Annotated in this window: 17 protein-coding genes; 9 read left to right on the top strand and 8 right to left on the bottom strand. The window is 70.0% G+C overall.

The annotated features are described in order from the left end of the window. Window positions 1–30: 30 nt before the first annotated feature. On the bottom strand, window positions 31–708 hold the full coding sequence (gene mtrA, locus ACZ6O0_RS14820) for an MtrAB system response regulator MtrA (protein ID WP_131345780.1): 678 nt from the start codon (window positions 706–708) through the stop codon (window positions 31–33). Between the two features lie 222 nt (window positions 709–930). Here mtrA and ACZ6O0_RS14815 point away from each other — a divergent pair, with 222 nt between their 5' ends. Genes ACZ6O0_RS14815 through ACZ6O0_RS14795 form a run of 5 tightly spaced genes read left to right on the top strand, consistent with a single transcriptional unit; the run spans window position 931 to window position 5,969 of the window. Further along, window positions 931–1,947, top strand: coding sequence for a hypothetical protein (locus ACZ6O0_RS14815; protein WP_465765400.1), 1,017 nt, complete (start codon window positions 931–933; stop codon window positions 1,945–1,947). Continuing rightward, the gene (locus ACZ6O0_RS14810; protein WP_465765399.1) at window positions 1,944–2,570 is read left to right on the top strand and encodes a DUF4129 domain-containing protein; all 627 of its coding nucleotides are present in this window, start codon (window positions 1,944–1,946) and stop codon (window positions 2,568–2,570) included. The genes ACZ6O0_RS14815 and ACZ6O0_RS14810 overlap by 4 nt, the downstream gene beginning before the upstream one ends. Beyond that, complete coding sequence (locus ACZ6O0_RS14805; RefSeq protein WP_465765398.1) at window positions 2,567–3,709, top strand: DUF4350 domain-containing protein; 1,143 nt, start codon at window positions 2,567–2,569, stop codon at window positions 3,707–3,709. The genes ACZ6O0_RS14810 and ACZ6O0_RS14805 overlap by 4 nt, the downstream gene beginning before the upstream one ends. Next, window positions 3,706–4,677 (top strand): AAA family ATPase, encoded by a 972-nt coding sequence (locus ACZ6O0_RS14800; RefSeq protein WP_465765397.1) that lies wholly within the window; start codon window positions 3,706–3,708, stop codon window positions 4,675–4,677. Before ACZ6O0_RS14805 ends, ACZ6O0_RS14800 begins: the two co-directional genes overlap by 4 nt. Beyond that, window positions 4,677–5,969, top strand: coding sequence for a DUF58 domain-containing protein (locus ACZ6O0_RS14795; RefSeq protein WP_465765396.1), 1,293 nt, complete (start codon window positions 4,677–4,679; stop codon window positions 5,967–5,969). The genes ACZ6O0_RS14800 and ACZ6O0_RS14795 overlap by 1 nt, the downstream gene beginning before the upstream one ends. Window positions 5,970–6,793: 824 nt before the next feature. Here the strand turns inward: ACZ6O0_RS14795 and ACZ6O0_RS14790 are convergent. The 5 genes from ACZ6O0_RS14790 to ACZ6O0_RS14770 form a co-directional block, all read right to left on the bottom strand. Continuing rightward, complete coding sequence (locus ACZ6O0_RS14790; protein WP_465765395.1) at window positions 6,794–7,495, bottom strand: phosphotransferase; 702 nt, start codon at window positions 7,493–7,495, stop codon at window positions 6,794–6,796. Next, window positions 7,492–8,292, bottom strand: coding sequence for a VOC family protein (locus tag ACZ6O0_RS14785; RefSeq protein ID WP_465765394.1), 801 nt, complete (start codon window positions 8,290–8,292; stop codon window positions 7,492–7,494). The genes ACZ6O0_RS14790 and ACZ6O0_RS14785 overlap by 4 nt, the downstream gene beginning before the upstream one ends. Further along, the gene (locus ACZ6O0_RS14780; protein ID WP_360363709.1) at window positions 8,289–8,624 is read right to left on the bottom strand and encodes an ArsR/SmtB family transcription factor; all 336 of its coding nucleotides are present in this window, start codon (window positions 8,622–8,624) and stop codon (window positions 8,289–8,291) included. Before ACZ6O0_RS14780 ends, ACZ6O0_RS14785 begins: the two co-directional genes overlap by 4 nt. Window positions 8,625–8,695: 71 nt before the next feature. Continuing rightward, window positions 8,696–9,643, bottom strand: a complete 948-nt coding sequence (locus ACZ6O0_RS14775) for an ABC transporter ATP-binding protein (protein ID WP_465765393.1) — start codon at window positions 9,641–9,643, stop codon at window positions 8,696–8,698. A 3-nt stretch (window positions 9,644–9,646) separates the two neighbouring features. Next, window positions 9,647–10,465: an ABC transporter ATP-binding protein gene (locus ACZ6O0_RS14770; RefSeq protein WP_465765392.1), complete on the bottom strand. Its 819-nt coding sequence runs from the start codon at window positions 10,463–10,465 to the stop codon at window positions 9,647–9,649. 522 nt (window positions 10,466–10,987) lie between these two features. Between ACZ6O0_RS14770 and ACZ6O0_RS14765 the strand changes: the two genes are divergently transcribed. Genes ACZ6O0_RS14765 through ACZ6O0_RS14755 form a run of 3 tightly spaced genes read left to right on the top strand, consistent with a single transcriptional unit; the run spans window position 10,988 to window position 14,101 of the window. Continuing rightward, window positions 10,988–11,596: a TetR/AcrR family transcriptional regulator gene (locus ACZ6O0_RS14765; RefSeq protein WP_465765391.1), complete on the top strand. Its 609-nt coding sequence runs from the start codon at window positions 10,988–10,990 to the stop codon at window positions 11,594–11,596. 4 nt (window positions 11,597–11,600) lie between these two features. Then, window positions 11,601–12,515, top strand: coding sequence for an ABC transporter ATP-binding protein (locus ACZ6O0_RS14760; protein ID WP_465765390.1), 915 nt, complete (start codon window positions 11,601–11,603; stop codon window positions 12,513–12,515). Then, window positions 12,512–14,101, top strand: coding sequence for an ABC transporter permease (locus tag ACZ6O0_RS14755; RefSeq protein WP_465765389.1), 1,590 nt, complete (start codon window positions 12,512–12,514; stop codon window positions 14,099–14,101). The genes ACZ6O0_RS14760 and ACZ6O0_RS14755 overlap by 4 nt, the downstream gene beginning before the upstream one ends. Before the next feature lie 4 nt (window positions 14,102–14,105). On the opposite strand, the gene ACZ6O0_RS14750 is transcribed toward ACZ6O0_RS14755, so the two are convergent. Then, entirely contained in the window at window positions 14,106–14,885 is a 780-nt protein-coding gene (locus tag ACZ6O0_RS14750) for a DUF1206 domain-containing protein (protein WP_465765388.1), read from the bottom strand. A 28-nt stretch (window positions 14,886–14,913) separates the two neighbouring features. Then, window positions 14,914–15,909, bottom strand: a complete 996-nt coding sequence (locus ACZ6O0_RS14745; protein WP_465765387.1) for a stage II sporulation protein M — start codon at window positions 15,907–15,909, stop codon at window positions 14,914–14,916. A 54-nt stretch (window positions 15,910–15,963) separates the two neighbouring features. Between ACZ6O0_RS14745 and ACZ6O0_RS14740 the strand changes: the two genes are divergently transcribed. Continuing rightward, window positions 15,964–16,941, top strand: a complete 978-nt coding sequence (locus tag ACZ6O0_RS14740) for an RDD family protein (protein ID WP_465765386.1) — start codon at window positions 15,964–15,966, stop codon at window positions 16,939–16,941. The last annotated feature ends 31 nt before the right edge of the window (window positions 16,942–16,972 follow it).

Here is a 16,972-nt window from a genome sequence, read left to right as displayed (position 1 = left end):
CCGGCGACTCTTGGTCGCGTCCGTACTCGATCAGTCCGCACCCGCCTTGTAACCGACCCCGCGGACCGTGACCACGATCTCCGGGTGCTCAGGATCCTTCTCGATCTTGGAGCGCAGGCGCTGGACGTGCACGTTCACCAGCCGGGTGTCGGCCGCGTGCCGGTAGCCCCAGACCTGCTCCAGCAGCACCTCGCGGGTGAACACCTGCCAGGGCTTGGAGGCCAGGCAGACCAGCAGGTCGAACTCCAGCGGCGTCAGCTGGATCGTCTCGCCGGCCCGCTTCACGGAGTGCCCCGCCACGTCGATGGTGAGGTCGCCGATGGTCAGCGACTCCGGCCCGGGCTCGTCCATCCGGCGCAGCCGGGCCCGGATCCGGGCCACCAGCTCCTTGGGCTTGAACGGCTTGACGACATAGTCGTCCGCGCCGGACTCCAGGCCCAGCACGACGTCGACGGTGTCGCTCTTGGCCGTCAGCATCACGATCGGTACGCCGGACTCGGCCCGGATCGCCCGGCAGACGTCGATCCCGTCCATCCCGGGCAGCATCAGGTCGAGCAGCAGCAGGTCCGGTTTGAACTCGCGGAACGCCGGTACCGCTTTGTCACCGGTCGCACACAGATAAGTGTCGTAGCCTTCGTTGCGCAGCACGATGCTGAGCATCTCCGACAACGCAGTGTCGTCGTCGACGATGAGGACCCGACCTCTCATCGTCCGGTTACCGTCTGCCACGCCTGGCTCCTTGCCGTCCGATCTTGTGCGCCCAGCGGATGCTGACCGTACGCACTACGGATAGTGTCCCATCCCCCGGGTAGTGCACACGCCGGATCGCCGAGTGACCCCCGACTTGGGCTGTGATCATGGTGCATCGCCGGGGCTCATCACAACTCACGCACGGTCGGGGCCGGCGGTTCACCCGAGGGGAGGCAGGTAGTGGCCGACGACATCCGCCTGCACGAGGAAGCGGCGGCGGACCCGTTGCGGCCCTGGCTGCCCGCGGACCTGCTGGACAACGCCGCCCGGACCATCTCCGACAACAAGACGATCATGCTGGGCCTTCCGGTGCTGGCCGCTATCGCTCTGGTGGCACTCCAGGCCGCTCTGACCCAGGTCGCCGTACCGGGTGGGCTGGACGGGTTCTTCGGGGCGGATGACCCGTTCCAGCAGGCCGGTGCGGCGCTCCTGCTCACGTACGGCGTGCAACTGGTTCTGTTCAGTGTGGTGTCGAGCATGCTGGCCGGGATCATCGCCCTGGCCGCGGTGCGGAGCCAGCTGGCCCACCGGGTCGGTCCGCGCGAGCTCCTGCGGCTGGTCCGGCCGGCCCTGCCCGCTCTGGCCGCGGTCGGCCTGGTGCAGTCGCTGTCGTTCATGCTGCTGATCGGCGGCTGGGGACTCGCCGTGCTCGGGGTCGGCAGCGGCGCGGATGCGGCCATCTCGTCCGACGTGGCCAGCGCGGTAGCCGTGGCGATGATGCTGGTCGGTGCGGCGCTCGTACTGATCTTCGGCATCCGCCTCGTGCTGGCCGGGACCGTCGTTCTGATGGAGGGCCGGCACGCGCCGGACATCGGGCTCCACATCCCCGTCCGGGTGGGCATCTGGGGTGCGCTGCGGCGGTCGTGGCAGCTCGTGAGGGGCAAGTTCTGGCGGGTCTTCGGCATCCTGCTGTTCGGCGGGCTCGTGGTGAACATCGTCAGCTACGCCCTGCAGTTCGGGATCTCGGCGCTGGTGCTCACGGTCGGCTCGTGGGCGGACGGCAGCGACAGCAGCGGAGCCACCGTGGTGGCGATCGTGCTCGGCGCGGCCGCCGGCATCGCGACCGTGCTGACGCTGATCGCCACCCTCGCGTTCATGTCCGCCGTCCAGGCGTTGATCTATCTGGACCTCCGGGTACGCCGGGAGGGTCTGGACCTGTGGATGCGCCCGGTGCTGCGCCCCGGAGGTGGGTCGTGATCTTTCTCCAGGAGCCGCCGGTCGACATCGGCCGGGACCAGGCCGCGCAGGAGGCGGCCAAGGAGCTGTCCAAGTCGGCGTACCGGGAGTCCGGTAGCTCGCTGATCGGGAAGGCCATCGGCAAGGTGCTGGAGTGGATCGGCGATCTGCTGGACAGCCTCACCGGGACCTCTCCCAACGGCCACGCCGGACTGGTCATGCTGATCGGCCTGCTCGCGCTCATCGTGATCGTGGTGCTCTGGCGGGCCGGCGTACTGCGGACGAGCCGCCGCACGCCGCAGGCGGTGTTCGACACGGCCAAGCCGCGGACCGCGGCCGAGTATCGCGCCCAGTCGGAGCGGGAGGCGGCCTCCGGCGACTACGCGCTCGCGATCCGCAGTCGCTTCCGGGCCTGCGTCTCCGAGCTCACCGAACGCACCATCCTGGACGAGCGCGCCGGCCGGACGGCGTACGAAGTGGTCGCCGACGCCGGCCGGACGGTGCCGGCGCTGCGAGAGCCGCTGCAACCGGCCGCACTGGCCTTCACGGAGGTTGTCTACGGCAACCGTCCCGGCACCACGGAGCGGTACGCCGCTGTCGTGGCCGCCGACGACGCAGCGCGGACGGCTCGGGTGGTGGCGTGAGTACGGCGGTCGGACGCAGCGCCGGCGAGAGTTGGCGAGTGCTGCGGACCCCGCTGCTGGTCACCGGAGCCATTGTCCTGGTTGCGATCGTCGTCATGATCGCCACGACCGCGCGGACGTCCGGACCGTTCAGCCCGGACTCCACCGAGTCGGACGGTGCACACGCGCTGGCGACGCTGCTGGAGAACCACAGTGTCAATGTGCACGGCACAGAGGTCCTGGAAGACGCTGTGCAATCCGGAGTAGGCAAGACGCTCGTCATCGGACCGGCGGGATCGCTGGATCGGTACGACTGGCAGCGGATCGCGGATGCACGGTGGAGCCACCTCGTCCTGATCCGCCCGGGGTCACGGGCCTTGGATATCCTCGCACCGGGTGTGCTGGACACCGGACAGGTGCTGTCGTCGGGCAGTCGCGAACCCGGCTGCGAGCTGCCGGCCGCGGTGAAGGCGGGCACGGTGACTGTCAGCGGGTCGACGTACTCCGCTCCCGAGAGTGCGCAGCGCTGCTACGGCGACGGCATCCACAACACGGTGATCCGGCTGGAGTCGGGCGGCCGGATCGTCGATGTCGTGGGGACGCCGCGGTCGTTCACCAATGCGGAGCTCGCGGACGATGGCAATGCGGCGCTGGCGCTCAATCTGATGGGCACCCATCAGGAGTTGACCTGGTACCTGCCGCAGTGGGAGTCCAGCGGTTACGACGACGAGGACTCGGACGGTCCCCCGCTGATCCCGCCGGATGTCCGGTACATCGGCTGGGCGTTGGCGTTCGCCGTACTGATCGTGGCGCTCTGGCGGGGGCGTCGGCTCGGTCCGGTGGTTGCCGAGCGGTTGCCGGTGATCGTGCATGCCGCGGAGACCACCGAGGGCAGAGCGCGGCTCTACCGGCGCTCACGCGCACGGGACCGTGCTGCCTCGGCACTGCGCGAGTCCGCTCTTGGCAAGCTGCACAAGGCGCACGGCATCCCCCGGCGGGCCGACCCTTCGGCTGTGGTCGCGACTGTGGCTGCTCGCACCGGCCGTGACCCGGCCATGCTCTACGAACTCCTCTACGGCCTTCCACCACTCAGTGACGCCGCACTGATGTCCTTGTCCCATGAACTCGACGTACTGACGCAGGAGGTACGACACCCGTGACGACTACCGAGGTCAGCGCCGACCAGGCCAGGCAGGCGCTGGTGGCGCTGCGGACCGAGATCGGCAAGGCAGTGGTCGGTCAGGACACCGCGGTGACCGCGCTGGTGCTCGCCCTGCTCTGCCGCGGCCACGTGCTGCTGGAGGGCGTGCCCGGTACGGCGAAGACGCTGATGGTGCGCGCACTGTCGATGGCCATGCGGCTGGACACCAAGCGCGTCCAGTTCACGCCGGACCTGATGCCGGGTGACGTCACCGGGTCGCTCGTGTACGACGCGAAGACCAGCGAGTTCGAGTTCCGGCAGGGGCCCGTGTTCACGAACATCCTGCTGGCCGACGAGATCAACCGGACCCCGCCGAAGACGCAGGCCGCGCTCCTGGAGGCGATGGAGGAACGTCAGGTCACCGTGGACGGCGAGCCGCGCAAACTGCCGTCGCCGTTCGTCGTGGCCGCGACCCAGAACCCGATCGAGTACGAGGGCACCTATCCGCTGCCGGAGGCCCAGCTCGACCGCTTCCTGCTCAAGGTGACCCTCGACATCCCGCCGCGCGACGCGGAGATCGCCGTACTGGCCCGTCATGCGCAGGGCTTCGACCCGCGGGACCTGGAGGCCGCCGGTCTGCGTCCGGTGGCCGGGCCGGAGGACCTGCTGGCCGGGCAGAACGCCGTACGACGGGTTGCGGTGCGGGAGGACGTACTGGCGTATGTGGTGGACCTCTGCCGGGCGACTCGGCAGTCGCCGTCGTTGCAGCTCGGGGTGTCGCCGCGTGGTGCGACTGCGTTGCTGGCGGTGTCTCGGGCGTGGGCGTGGCTGTCCGGGCGTGATTACGTGATCCCCGACGACGTGAAGGCGATGGCGCGTCCTTGCCTTCGGCATCGAGTACAGGTGCGGCCGGAAGCCGAGCTCGAGGGTGTCAGTGCCGATGCGGTGCTGGAGAGCGTGCTGGCCACGGTGCCGGTACCACGCTGATGGTTCTGACAGGCAGGGCCGCTCTGCTGGCCGCGGTCGGCGTCGTCTTCGTTGCTCTGGTGATGCCTAGCTGGAGCGGGGTCGGCGTGGTGGTCGCGGTCGTGCTGGTGGTGTGTCTGGTCGACATGCTGCTGGCGGGGTCGCCACGGCGGCTGCAGTTGAGTCGTGAGGGCGACAACGCCGTACGGCTCGGTGAGCAGGCTGTGGTGAACCTGCTGGTCGCCAACCCGGGTCGGCGGGTGCGCGGGTTGCTGCGGGACGCGTGGCCGCCGTCGGCCGGCGTACTCGATCCGCCGCACAAGCTCGACCTGCCCGCTGGTGAACGGCGGCGGCTGGTGACGCATCTGGTGCCGACCCGGCGCGGCGACCGGCACGCTTCGAGGGTGACCGTCCGGTCTGTTGGTCCGCTGGGCTTCGCCGGTCGGCAGGGGTCGCATCAGGTGCCGTGGACTGTGCGGGCGCTGCCGCCGTTCAACAGCCGGAAGCACCTGCCGTCGCGGCTGGCTCGACTGCGGGAGCTGGACGGGCGTACGGCGTTGCTGGTGCGTGGGCAGGGTACGGAGTTCGATTCGTTGCGCGACTACGTGCCGGGGGACGACGTACGCAGCATCGACTGGCGGGCGACGGCTCGGCGCGGCAACGTCGTACTGCGGACCTGGCGGCCGGAGCGGGACCGGCAGGTCGCCATCGTGATCGACTCCGGCCGGATGTCCGCGGGCCGGGTCGGCGACGCGCCCCGGCTCGACCACGCGATGGATGCGGCGTTGCTGCTGGCCGCGCTGGCGACACGGGCGGGTGACCGGGTCTCTTTGCTGGCTTGCGATTCCGCTGTGCGCGCCGACGTACGACGGCCTGCTCCGGAAGACGTACTGCCCTCGTTCGTGAATGCACTGGCGAACGTCGAGGCGGAGCTCGTCCAGACCGACTTCCGCATCGTCGTCTCACAGGTGCTGGAGCGCCTCGGTCAGCGCTCCCTGGTCGTGTTGCTGACCGGCCTCGACCCCGCCGTCATCGAAGAGTCCCTGTTGCCGGTGATCGGCCCGCTGCTGCGCCGCCACGTCATCGTCCTCGCCTCGGTCGCCGACCCCCGCCTCACCGAACTCGAATCCACCCGCACCGACCTCCCCGAGGTCTACGCCGCCGCCTCCGCCGCCCGCACCCGCCTGGACCGCGAACGCGTCACCGCCATCCTCACCCGAGCCGGCGTCACCGTCGTCGACGAAAACCCCGACCAGATAGCGCCCGCACTCGCCGACACCTACCTAGCTCTCAAAAAAGCCGGCCGCCTGTAAGCCCACGCGTGCTACGCAGGCACTCCTTCGTCGCACCCGCTACGCGCGCTCCCACCCACCCCCCGGCTCATCGCCGGTGCTTCCCCTGCCGGCTACCGCCGGCACCTGCGGGCTGCTGCCGCGTGGTGCGGCCTGTCGCCGCGTGGTGCGGGCCTGCCGGCCCCGGTCTGCGGGCTACCGCCCGCGCTTAGCGCGCTGCTGCGCGCACCCGCTCGTTGCCCCTTGCCGGGCTGTAGCCGGCCCTCTGCGGCTACCGCCCGTCGTGCGGCCTACCGGCCGCGGTCTGCGGGCTACCGCCCGCGCTTTGCGCGCTGCCGCGCGCCCTCCCGCGTTGTCCCTTGCCGGGCTGTCGCTGGCGCCCTCCGGCTGCCCGCCTGTCGTGCGGCCTGCCGGCCCCGGTCTGCGGGCTACCGCCCGCGTTGTGCGCGCACACGTGTCGCGGGAGCGTGCCGTCCGTGTGGTGCGGCCTGTCGGCCGAGCTCCGGGGGCTGTCGCCCCCTTGGCGCGCTTCCGCGCGTACCCCGGCCGTTGCCCCTTGCCGGGCAGTCGCCAGCCACCTGCGGCTCCCGCCCGCGCTCCCGCCGGATCCTGTGGCCATCGGCTGCGGGTATCGTCCACGCCTGCTGACCGGCGGGCGGCCTTGGTCGGCGGGTCTTGGCCTGCGGTTGTCGGTGGTCCGCCAGGCCGGCGGTTGTCGGCGGACCGCCGTGGTCGGCGGTTGTTGACGGGCCGCCGTGGCAGACGCTTCTCCGCTGCACGCGGATGGCACGTGGTTGGGATCGGGGTGATGATGGTCGGCGGTCGGGATGTGATGCCTACGGCCTCTAAGCCAGCGCGCGCTCGAAGATCTCTCGGTTGGCTGTTGTGAAGGCGTGTTCGCGGAGGGACCACGCGATGCGTTCGGCGCGCTGGTTTTCGGTTACCTCGGCGACGGCCTCGGTCCAGAAGTGGGCGTTGCGGAGTTGGCGGTCCAGCGTGGCGGCGATGACGGCGGTGCGCTCGGGGCCGGGGAGGTTGTAGGCGTCGACGAGGACTCTGACTTGGGCGGCCTGGCGGTGGGGGTCGGCGTGTTTTGAGGCGATGCACCAGGTCCAGGCTGCGTAGCCGATGTCCTCCAGTGGGTTGCCCGGCTCGGCGGTGTCGAAGTCGATGAGGGCTGCGGGGAGGCCGTTGCGGAAGATGACGTTGTTGGGGCCTGGGTCGTGGTGGCAGATGACTGGGTGGTCGCCGGCCAGGTGGGTGCCTCGGGTGGCGTCGTGGAAAGTGCGGAGGAGGGCGCCGGCGGCGGCTACCTGGTGGTCTTGCCAGCGCTGGAACTTGGGCGGGACCCAGCCGTCCAGGTAGGTGAGGATGTCCCGGCCTTCGTCGTCCTGGCCCAGGTAGCGGGGTGCTCCGGTGAAGCCTTGGCGTTCGAGAAGCCGGAGCAGGTCGGCAGTGAACGGGGACTTCGCGGAGGCAGGGCGCCGTACGGTGTTGCCGATGCGTGCGACGCCCGGGGTGAGCCTGCCTCCGGTTAGTGGGATCACATTGTTGGGCGGGCCTGGGCGAAGGTCCAGTGGTGGCCTTCGAGGTCTTCGGCTTCGTAGCAGCGGTAGCCGTGCTGGTGGATCTCGCTCAGAATCTTGGCGCCGTTGGACTGGGTGTGGGTGAAGTGGTCGTCGAGGTCGTCGACGTACACCCAGACGCTGTGGTCCAGCTGGGCGGTGCGCTTCTCGGTGAGTTTGAAGAGCAGGATCGCGCGCGTACCGACCTGCAGTTCGATCCAGGACGGGTCGGTGCCTTCGGCGGGGATCTTGTCCCAGGAGTCGAGGCCGAAGACGGTGTGCAGCCAGCGGGCCGCGGCGGCGGGATCCTCGTAGTACAAGGCGATTGCGAGCCGGTCGAGCTCGCGGGGAGTGCGCGGCGCGGTGTCGCGCCGGCTGACCCAGGCGGGCAGCCAGTGGATGACGTTGGGCCAGAAGTAGAAGGCTTTCTCGCCACCGGGGACCAGTGACTGTACGACGGTCACCCGGGTGCCGCCGTCGAGTGCGTCGAAGCTGATCCGGGTCTCGGTGTCGTCGACCGAACTGCGATAGGCGAACAGCGCGCCGGGCTCCCAGTCGGTGATCGTGCCGAGCTCGAGGACGTCGTCCGGCGGCGAGTAGACCTCGAGGATGCGGCCGCCGACACCGGGCTCGATCTGCATCGCGGTGGCCCGGGCGGCGTCGAAGAAGTTGATCGGGCCGCGCACCCACCACAGGTCGATCTCTTCGGTGAAGATGCGGAACGCGGTCGACGGGTCGGCGGCGACCTCGACGGACGCCGTGGCGGATGGTGCGGTCATGACGACTCCTTCTGCTCGACGTGGCGTTTGAACGAGCCCAGCTGTTCGCGCCAGTGCGCCTGCACCTGGTCCAGCCAGGCCTGCACCGCGACCACGGGCTCGGGGTTCAGCCGGAAGACCCGGACCCGGGCATCGTCCGGCACCCGCTCGTCGGCGACCAGCCCGGCCGCGAGCAGGATCCGCAGGTGCCGGCTCATCGCCGGTGACGACGCACCGGTCGCGGCGGCCAACTGCCCGGCCCGCCGCGGCCCTTCGCCCAGCAGCCTCACCACCTGCCGCCGGGTGGGATCGGCCAGCACCTCGAAGAACCGGTCCACCTGATCTTCCACCATGCCGCAATAGTTAACCAGAAGTAGAACTATTGTCAATGACTGGAACGACGTACGGCGGTGCCCTCAAAGAGTCAGGTGGTCGTGACGACCGGGGCCAGGTGGCAGGCGACCTGGGGATGGCTGGTCGCCGGGAGGATCGGCAGGGCGCCCGTGGTGCAGGCTTCGGCGCCTCGGCCCGCGGCGACGAGTTGGCAGCGGGGATGGAAGCGGCAGCCGGTGGGGATGCGAGTCGGATCCGGCGGTTCACCGGTGAGGATGACGCGCTCGGGCGATTCGGGCAGGACCGACAGCAACGCCTGCGTGTACGGGTGCTGCGGATTCGTCAGCACGTCCTCGGTCGGGCCGGATTCGACGATGCGTCCGAGGTACATGACCGCGACCCGGTCGGCGATGTTCCAGGCCAGGCCGAGGTCGTGGGTGACGACCAGCGCGGACAGGCCGAGGTCGTCCCGCAACCGCAGCAGCAACGACAGGATCTCGCCGCGGACCGAGGCGTCGAGTGACGCGACCGGCTCGTCGGCGATCAGGACCTTGGGGTTCAAGGCGAGCGCGCCGGCGATCACCACCCGTTGCCGCTGACCGCCGGACAGCTCGTGCGGATACCGCAGGAAGAACCGTTCCGGCGGACGAAGGCCGGCGCGGGCCAGCGCCGCCGACACCACCGACTCCTCGTCCGGCAGGCCGTGGATCCGCGGGCCTTCGGCAACAGCTTCGTAAACGGTCTGGCGTGGGTTGAGCGAGCCCATCGGGTCTTGCAGCACCAACTGGACCTGACGGCGGAACGCGCGCAGCCCGCGAGCGCTGTAGTTCAACGGCGCGCCGGCATAGGAAACCCGACCGGCGGTCGGGCGCTCCAAACCGAGCAGCGTACGAGCGAGCGTCGTCTTGCCGCAGCCGGATTCGCCGACCAGCGCGACGATCTCGCCCGCTCCGACCGACAGGTTCACCCCGTCGACGGCACGGGCCCGGCGTCCGCCCCGGCCACCGAACTCGACCCGGAGATCAGTTGCCTCAAGCAAGAGTCAGCCCTCCACCAGAACACAGGCGGCGGACCGGCCCGCACCGGCCGCACGCAGTTCGACGTCGACCGTCGAGCACGAGTCCAGCGCCACCGGGCACCGCGGATGGAACGCGCAACCACCGGGCAACCGCTGCGGATCCGGCGGATCGCCCGCCAGGCCGCGCGGGGCCAGCCGCGAGCCCGGATCACCGACAGTCGGGAACGCGGCAGCGAGCGCCTGACTGTACGGATGCCGGAAGCGCTCAGCCGAAGGACCCGCCTCGACCAGGCGACCGGCGTACATCACCGCGAGCCGGTCACACACGTCCGCCAGCACGGACAGGTCGTGCGAGATCATCAGCAACGAGATGTCGTGCTCGGCGATCAACTGCCGGATCAGCGTCAGTACCTGCGCCTGCACCATGAGATCCAGCGCGGTGGTCGGCTCGTCCGCGATGATCAGCCGCGGCGAGCACGCCAGCGCCATCGCGATCATCACTCGTTGCCGTTGGCCACCACTGAGCTCGTGCGGATAGCTCCGGGCCCGCCAGGCCGGCAACCCGACCTGCTCCAGCAGCTCCCGCACCCGCGCGGCCGCACCGGATCCGGACGCCAGCCGATGCACGAGCAACGGCTCGGCGATCTGGTCGCCGATCCGCTGCACCGGATTCAACCCGTGCTGCGCACCTTGGAAGACGATCGACGCCGACGACCACCGCACTGCACGCAACCGGCCCCACTTCATCGCCAGGACGTCCTCGCCGGCCAGCATGACCCGCCCGGACACCGCGGCCGACCGCGGCAGCAACCGCGCCCGCCCCCCGGCTTGGCGCCGGAGCATCCTGTCCGGCTGGCGCCGGAGTTTCCGGCTTGGCGCCGGGTTTGCCGGCTGCCGCCGGGGTCTTCCGGCTATCGCCGGACCTTCCGGCTGGCGCCGGGGAGTTGCGGCTGCCGCCGGAGTTGCCGGCTGCCGCCCGCGGTCGCCCCTCGTGCCGTGGTGGTCAAGGCGGGCCGCTGTCCGGGCTGACCACGGTCCCCGCATCACCACGGCCTCGCGGCCGCACGGCCCCACGACCGCACTCCTCCATCACCACAGCCCGCTCCCGAAGCGCATCGACCAAGCAGTCACCTGCGAGCGGCAGCTCGCAACACGCCGGCGGCAGCCGGCAAACCCCGGCGAGAGCCGGAAACTCCCGGCGACAGCCGGAAGGAATGCACGGCGCCAAGCCGGGGGCGGGTGGGAGCGCGCGGAGCAGGTGCGTCGAGGAGCGCAGCGACGAGCCGAGCCCCTGCGGAGCACGCGTGGGCTTGACTACACGCCTGTGTAGTAGTTTGCTCTTCTGTGTAGCGAGAGGAGCGAACGATGGATCGACCGGTCGACGACCTGACCGCGCGGGCCCGGATCCGGGACGCGGCGATCAAGCTGTTCGGTGAGCGTGGGATCGAGGGGACGTCGATCCGCGACATCGCTGCCGAAGCCGGTGTCTCGTCGGGGCTGGTGCGGCATCACTTCGGTTCCAAGGAGGACCTGCGCGAGGCCTGCAACCAGTACGCGCGGGAGCGGATGCTCGAGGTCAGCGAGGAGCTGGCCGGCCCGAGTGGGGTTGCCGCTCTCGACCCGGCGGCGCTGCATCCGCGGATCTTCCCGCTGCAGCTGTACCTGGTCCGCTCGATGATGGACGGCTCGGAGTCCGCGACGAAGCTCTTCACCGAGGCGGTCGACACGATCGAGGAGTGGAGCAAGGGCTACGGACTCGAGCCCAGCGACCGGCGCGCGTACTCGGCGGCGCTGGCCGCGATCAAGCTGAGCGTCTTCGCCTTCCGTGACCAGGTCTCGGAGGCACTCGGGGAGGACATCACCTCGCCGAGCGGGTACGCCCGGATCGGCCAGGGGCTGATGGAGGTCTTCACCATCCCGCTGGTCACCCCTGAACAAGCAGAACAAATCCGCAAACGCTCTGAGGAGAAGTGAGATCATGCCGGCTGCGATCAGCACGGAAGGTCTGGTCAAGACGTTCGGGCGGACCCGCGCCCTGGACGGTCTCGACCTCGAGGTGCGGACCGGTGAGGTCCATGGCTTCCTCGGCCCGAACGGCGCCGGGAAGACCACCACGATCCGGATCCTGCTCGGGATGACCCGGGCCAGTTCCGGCACCGCGCGGCTGTTGGACGGCGACCCGTGGTCGGATGCGACTGCCCTGCACCGCCGGCTCGCCTATGTCCCGGGCGACGTGACGCTGTGGCCGAACCTGTCGGGTGGCGAGGCGATCGACCTGCTCGGCCGGATGCGTGGCGGAATCGACAAGAAGCGCAAGGCCGAGCTCCTCGAGCGCTTCGACCTCGACCCGCGGAAGAAGGCTCGCACGTACTCGAAGGGCAACCGCCAGAAGGTCGCGCTGGTCGCCGCACTGGCCTCCGACGTCGAGCTGCTGCTCCTCGACGAACCCACCTCCGGGCTGGACCCCTTGATGGAGGAGGTCTTCCGCGAGGTGGTCCAGGAGGTGAGCGACGGCGACGGCCGGACCGTCCTGCTGTCGAGCCACATCTTGTCCGAGGTCGAGGCACTCTGCGACCGGGTCACGATCATCCGGGCCGGGCGGGCGGTCGAGAGCGGCACGCTGTCCGAGCTGCGGCACCTGACGCGTACGTCGATCCAGGCCGAGCTGGTCGGGTCGATGGACGGCCTGGCCACGCTGGACGGCATCCACGATCTGCGGGTGGACGACGGCCGGGTGCGGTTCGACGTCGACACGGACGAGATCAACCCGGTGCTGCGCCGGCTGACGGAGATCGGCGTACGGAGTCTGGTCAGTCAGCCGCCGTCGCTGGAGGAGCTGTTCCTGCGGCTGTACGAGCCGGCCCAGGTCCGTGAGCCGGAGGCGGCGAAATGACGAACCTGGCCGGCACCGGTGGGCTCGTCCGGCTGATCCTGCGCCGCGACCGGATCGTCCTGCCGCTGTGGATCATCCTGCTGTGCGCGATCCCGATGAGCTACGTGCGGTCGTACGGCGACCTGTTCCCGACCGCGGAGTCGCGCCGCACCTACGCGAACAACGCGGGCTTCATCACCCTGTACGGCGAACTGCCGGGCACCAGCCTGGGCGAGTTCGTGACCTGGCGACTGGGATTCGTCCCGGTGATGATCGGTCTGATCAGTCTGCTCACAGTCATCCGGCACACCCGGGTCGAGGAGGAGACCGGCCGGAGCGAGCTGCTCAGGTCGAGCATTGTCGGCCGGCATGCCCAGTTGGCCGCGGCCCTGCTGGCGACGTTCGGCGCCAACCTCGTGCTCGCCGTGCTGCTTGCCCTCGGCATGCACAGCCAGGACCTGCCCTGGGCCGGATCCGTTGCCATCGGCATCGAGTTCGCCGTTACCGGCTGGCTCTTCGCGGCGGTCGGCGCGGTCGCGGCCCAGCTGACCGCGAGCGCCGGAACGGCTCGGGGAATCGCGATCAGTGTGCTCGGAGCGGCCTACGTACTGCGGGCCGCCGGCGACACCAGCGAGCACACGGACGGACCGCTCGCCTGGTTGTCCTGGCTGTCCCCGATCGCCTGGGCACAACGGATCCACCCGTACGGCGAGAACCGGTGGGGCCTCGGGGTTCTGGTGCTCGCGGCAACCGTCGCACTCGTTGCCGTTGCCCTCTATCTGTCCGTACGGCGGGATGTCGGAGCCGGACTGTTGCCGGCCCGGCCCGGTCCGGCGCAGGGCAAGCTCGGCTCGCCGCTCGCCCTGGCCTGGCGGCTGCACCGTGGGTTGCTGGCCGCGTGGTCGGTCGGATTCGCCTTGCTGGGCTTGCTGTTCGGCGGTGTCGCGGAGGGGGTCGGCGACATGATGCGAGACGATCCCAAGATCCAGGAGATCTTCGCGCGGCTCGGTGGCTCGGCCGGCTTGATCGACTCGTTCCTGGCTGGGGTGATGACGATCGTCGGACTGATCGCGTCGGCGTACGCGGTGCAGGCGACGCTGCGGCTGCGGGCCGAGGAGACCAGTGGGCGCGCGGAGCCGGTGCTGGCGACCGCGACCAGCCGGCTGCAGTGGGCCGCGAGCCATCTGACGTTCAGCCTGCTCGGCCCGGCGCTGGCCCTGATCGTCGCCGGTGCGGCCGAAGGACTGGCCTATGGATCCGCGATCGGTGATGTGGGCGGACAGGTGCCGCGGCTGATCGGTGCGTCCCTGGCGCAGCTTCCGGCCGTGTGGGTCCTGGCCGCGATCACTATCGCGATCTTCGGGCTGTTCCCACGGCTGTCGCCGGTCGCGTGGGCCGGACCGGCGATCTGCCTGCTGATCGGGCTCGTCAGCTCCGGTGTGGAGCTGGACGACTGGGTGCGGGACATCTCGCCGTTCAGCCACCTCCCGCAACTCCCGGGTGGTTCGACATCAGCCGGTCCGCTGATCGCGCTGCTGGCGATCGCCGCCGTCCTGGGTGCCGCCGGGCTGGTCGGCCTGCGCCGGCGCGACATCCCGATCGGTTAGTGGCTCAGGTGCGGGCGTTGCGGGACCAGGCGAAGGCGTAGACACCGAAGGCGGCGATGCCGAGGGCGAGGATGCCGAGCATGATCGAGCCGAACGGCTGCTCCTTGATCGTGTGCAGGGCCGTGTCGAGGCCGCCGGCCTTCTCGGGGTCGTACTCGATCGCCGCCCAGGCGAACAGGGCGCCGACGACGATGAACGCGACCCCCTTCGCCGCGTAGCCGATCCGGCCGAGCAGGATGGTGCCCTCGGACACCCCGCCGACCAGGTCCTCGGTGAACTTCTTGGTGACCGCCTTGTAGATCTGGCGGACACCGACGGCGATGATCGCCAGCCCGATCACGACGATCAGCACCCGGCCGGGTCCGTGCGCCATCAAGCGCGCACTGAGGGTTTGCTGCTGACTGGTGCTGGAACCACCGGACCCGACGGCGACCTTCACCGCGCTGATGCCGAGGACGAGGTAGATGCACCCGCGCCCCACCGCCGAGACCTTCTTCTCCAGGTCGAGGTGGCCGTAGGCGAGTTCGATCACCCGCCAGATCACCAGCGCGAACAGCCCGATCGCGACGATCCAGAGCAGTACGCCGCCGAGCGGCTGGTCGGCCAGTTGCTGGAGGGCGCCTTGCTGGGATGCCTCCTGCGAGGACTTGCCCAGGGCGAGTTGCAGGGCGATCCACGCGATCAGCAGATGGACCACGCCGTACGCGATCAGTCCGACGGTGATCGCCACGCCGTACCAACGGCTCTGCCGGACCTCATGCGCGGTACTGCTTTGATTGCTCACCCGGATCCGGTGCCCAGGGTCCAAACGGCTACGCAGAGACAGGGGCTGTCGCTTCCCGGTCGGCGGGGTCGATGTCGCCGTACTCGCCGGAGCGGGCGGCGCGGCGGCCGAGGGTCCAGACGTAGGTGAAGAACGCGAGCTCGACGAGGATGCCGATGCTGATCCGGACCGGACCGGGCAGGAACGGGGTCACGAAGGCCTCGATCACGCCGGTGAGCAGGAGGATCGCGGCCAGGCCGATCGCCATGCCGGCGGTGGCGCGACCGGTCTGGGCGAGCGCTTGCATCCGGGTCCGGGCGCCGGGGGCGATCCAGGCCCAGCCGAGCCGCAGTCCGGCCGCGGACGCGACGAAGACCGCGGTCAGCTCGAGCAACCCGTGCGGCGTGATCAGGCTGAAGAACAGGCCGCCCTTGTCGTGGCTGATCATCAGTCCGGCGCTGACACCGAGGTTGACCGCGTTGTCCCAGAGGATGAAGACGGACGGGATCAGCAGGATGCCGAGCGCGAGGGCCGCGGCACTCAGGGTGGCGTTGTTGATCCAGACCCGGAGGGCGAAGTCCTGGGCCGGGTTCTCGGAGTAGTAGGACTCGAAGTCGTGATCGACGAGTTGCTGGATCTGCGCCGGCGTACCGATCGAGTCCACCACTTCCGGGTGGACGAGGATCCGCCAGGCGGCCCAGGCCGCGACCAGGTAGAACAGCAGGCCGATAGTGATCCACCAGCGTCTGGACGCGTAGAGGGCGGCGGGGAAGCTCACCAGGAAGTACTTCGAGATGTCACGCCAGACCGGCGCCTGGGCACCGGTCACGGCGCCGCGTGCGTCGGCGATCAGGCCGGAGAGGCGTCCGATCGAGACCGGGTCGGCCCCGGCGGCTCTGAGCGCGGCGAGGTGGGTGCCGACGCGCTGGTAGAGGGTGACGAGTTCTTCGGCCTCGGCACCGGACAGGCGGCGCTGGCGGCGGGTCAGGTAGGCCAGGCGATCCCACTGTGGCTGGTGCACCGACACGAACGCCTCGACGTCCACAGCCGCACCTCCTCCCCTGACTGGCTCCTTGCGCTGGCAGACTAGCCCGACACGGTGTCTGACCAGGAGGGGGGCGACGGAGTGTCTCAGCTGGTCACCGGTGAAGCAGTCGTCCTCCAGGTGCGGATCGCCCGGATGCCGACGCGGGCGCTGGCGTGTGCGATCGACGTACTGCTGCAGGGCGTCGTGCTGGTGGTGCTGATCTCGCTGCTGGCCGGGTTCCTGATCGGTGGCGAGGCGAGCGAGGCGCTCGCGGCCGCCCTGATCTTCATCGTCGTCCTGCTCGTCGTGATCGGCTACCGCGTGGTGATGGAGACGCTGACCCGCGGCCGGACGCTGGGGAAGATGGTGCTCGGCCTCAAGGTCGTGCGCGACGACGGCAGCTCGATCCGGTTCCGGCACGCCCTGGTGCGGACGCTGTTCTGGTTCTTCGTCGACTTCGCGCCGTGGTTCGCGGCGTGCCCGGGGATCGTGGCGAGCCTGATGAACAAGCAGGGCAAGCGGATCGGCGACATGGTCTCCGGCACCGTCGTCATCCGCGAACGCCACCAGCCGATGGCGTCGCCGCCGTTGTTCGTCCCCGGCCACCTGGTCCAGTGGGCGCAGTCCTTGGAGCTCTCCCGCCTCTCCGACGAGCTCGCCAACGCCTCCCGCGACTATCTCGCCCGCTACACCGAGCTGCAGCCCGACGCCCGCACCACGCTCGGCGACGCTCTCGCCAACCGTGTAGCCGCCGTGACGGCTCCCGTCCCGCCGATCCCCCTGATCGCCCCGGCCTACCTCTCGGCCGTCCTGGCCGAACGCCGCCGCCGCGAACTCAACCGACTCGCCACCCGTCGCCCGGTCCACACCGGCCCCTTCGCCCCGTCGTACGCCGTCCCTCCCGGCCCGTTCGCACCACCGAGCCCGTACGGCGTCCTCCAGGCACCCCCTCCCCCAGGCCCCTTCATCCCACCCCCGCCCATCACCACCCCTCGCCCAGCCACCCTCAACCCCCAGGGCTGGGCGGCACCGGGCAGCAACGAGGCATAAAGCAAAGCGCCCCACCAAAACTGGTGGGGCG

This window comes from Kribbella sp. NPDC048837 (assembly GCF_055586945.1).
Note: the sequence above shows the minus strand (reverse complement) of the source record. Positions and strands in the feature narration are given on the sequence as shown.

Excerpts from the sequence above, each read along its gene's own strand:
- ACZ6O0_RS14795 (WP_465765396.1), top strand. The coding sequence starts at position 4,677 with ATGGTTCTGACAGGCAGGGCCGCTCTGCTGGCCGCGGTCGGCGTCGTC.
- ACZ6O0_RS14770 (WP_465765392.1), bottom strand. The coding sequence starts at position 10,465 with ATGCTCCGGCGCCAAGCCGGGGGGCGGGCGCGGTTGCTGCCGCGGTCG.
- ACZ6O0_RS14785 (WP_465765394.1), bottom strand. The coding sequence starts at position 8,292 with ATGACCGCACCATCCGCCACGGCGTCCGTCGAGGTCGCCGCCGACCCG.
- mtrA (WP_131345780.1), bottom strand. The coding sequence starts at position 708 with ATGAGAGGTCGGGTCCTCATCGTCGACGACGACACTGCGTTGTCGGAG.
- ACZ6O0_RS14765 (WP_465765391.1), top strand. The coding sequence starts at position 10,988 with ATGGATCGACCGGTCGACGACCTGACCGCGCGGGCCCGGATCCGGGAC.
- ACZ6O0_RS14755 (WP_465765389.1), top strand. The coding sequence starts at position 12,512 with ATGACGAACCTGGCCGGCACCGGTGGGCTCGTCCGGCTGATCCTGCGC.
- ACZ6O0_RS14760 (WP_465765390.1), top strand. The coding sequence starts at position 11,601 with ATGCCGGCTGCGATCAGCACGGAAGGTCTGGTCAAGACGTTCGGGCGG.
- ACZ6O0_RS14780 (WP_360363709.1), bottom strand. The coding sequence starts at position 8,624 with ATGGTGGAAGATCAGGTGGACCGGTTCTTCGAGGTGCTGGCCGATCCC.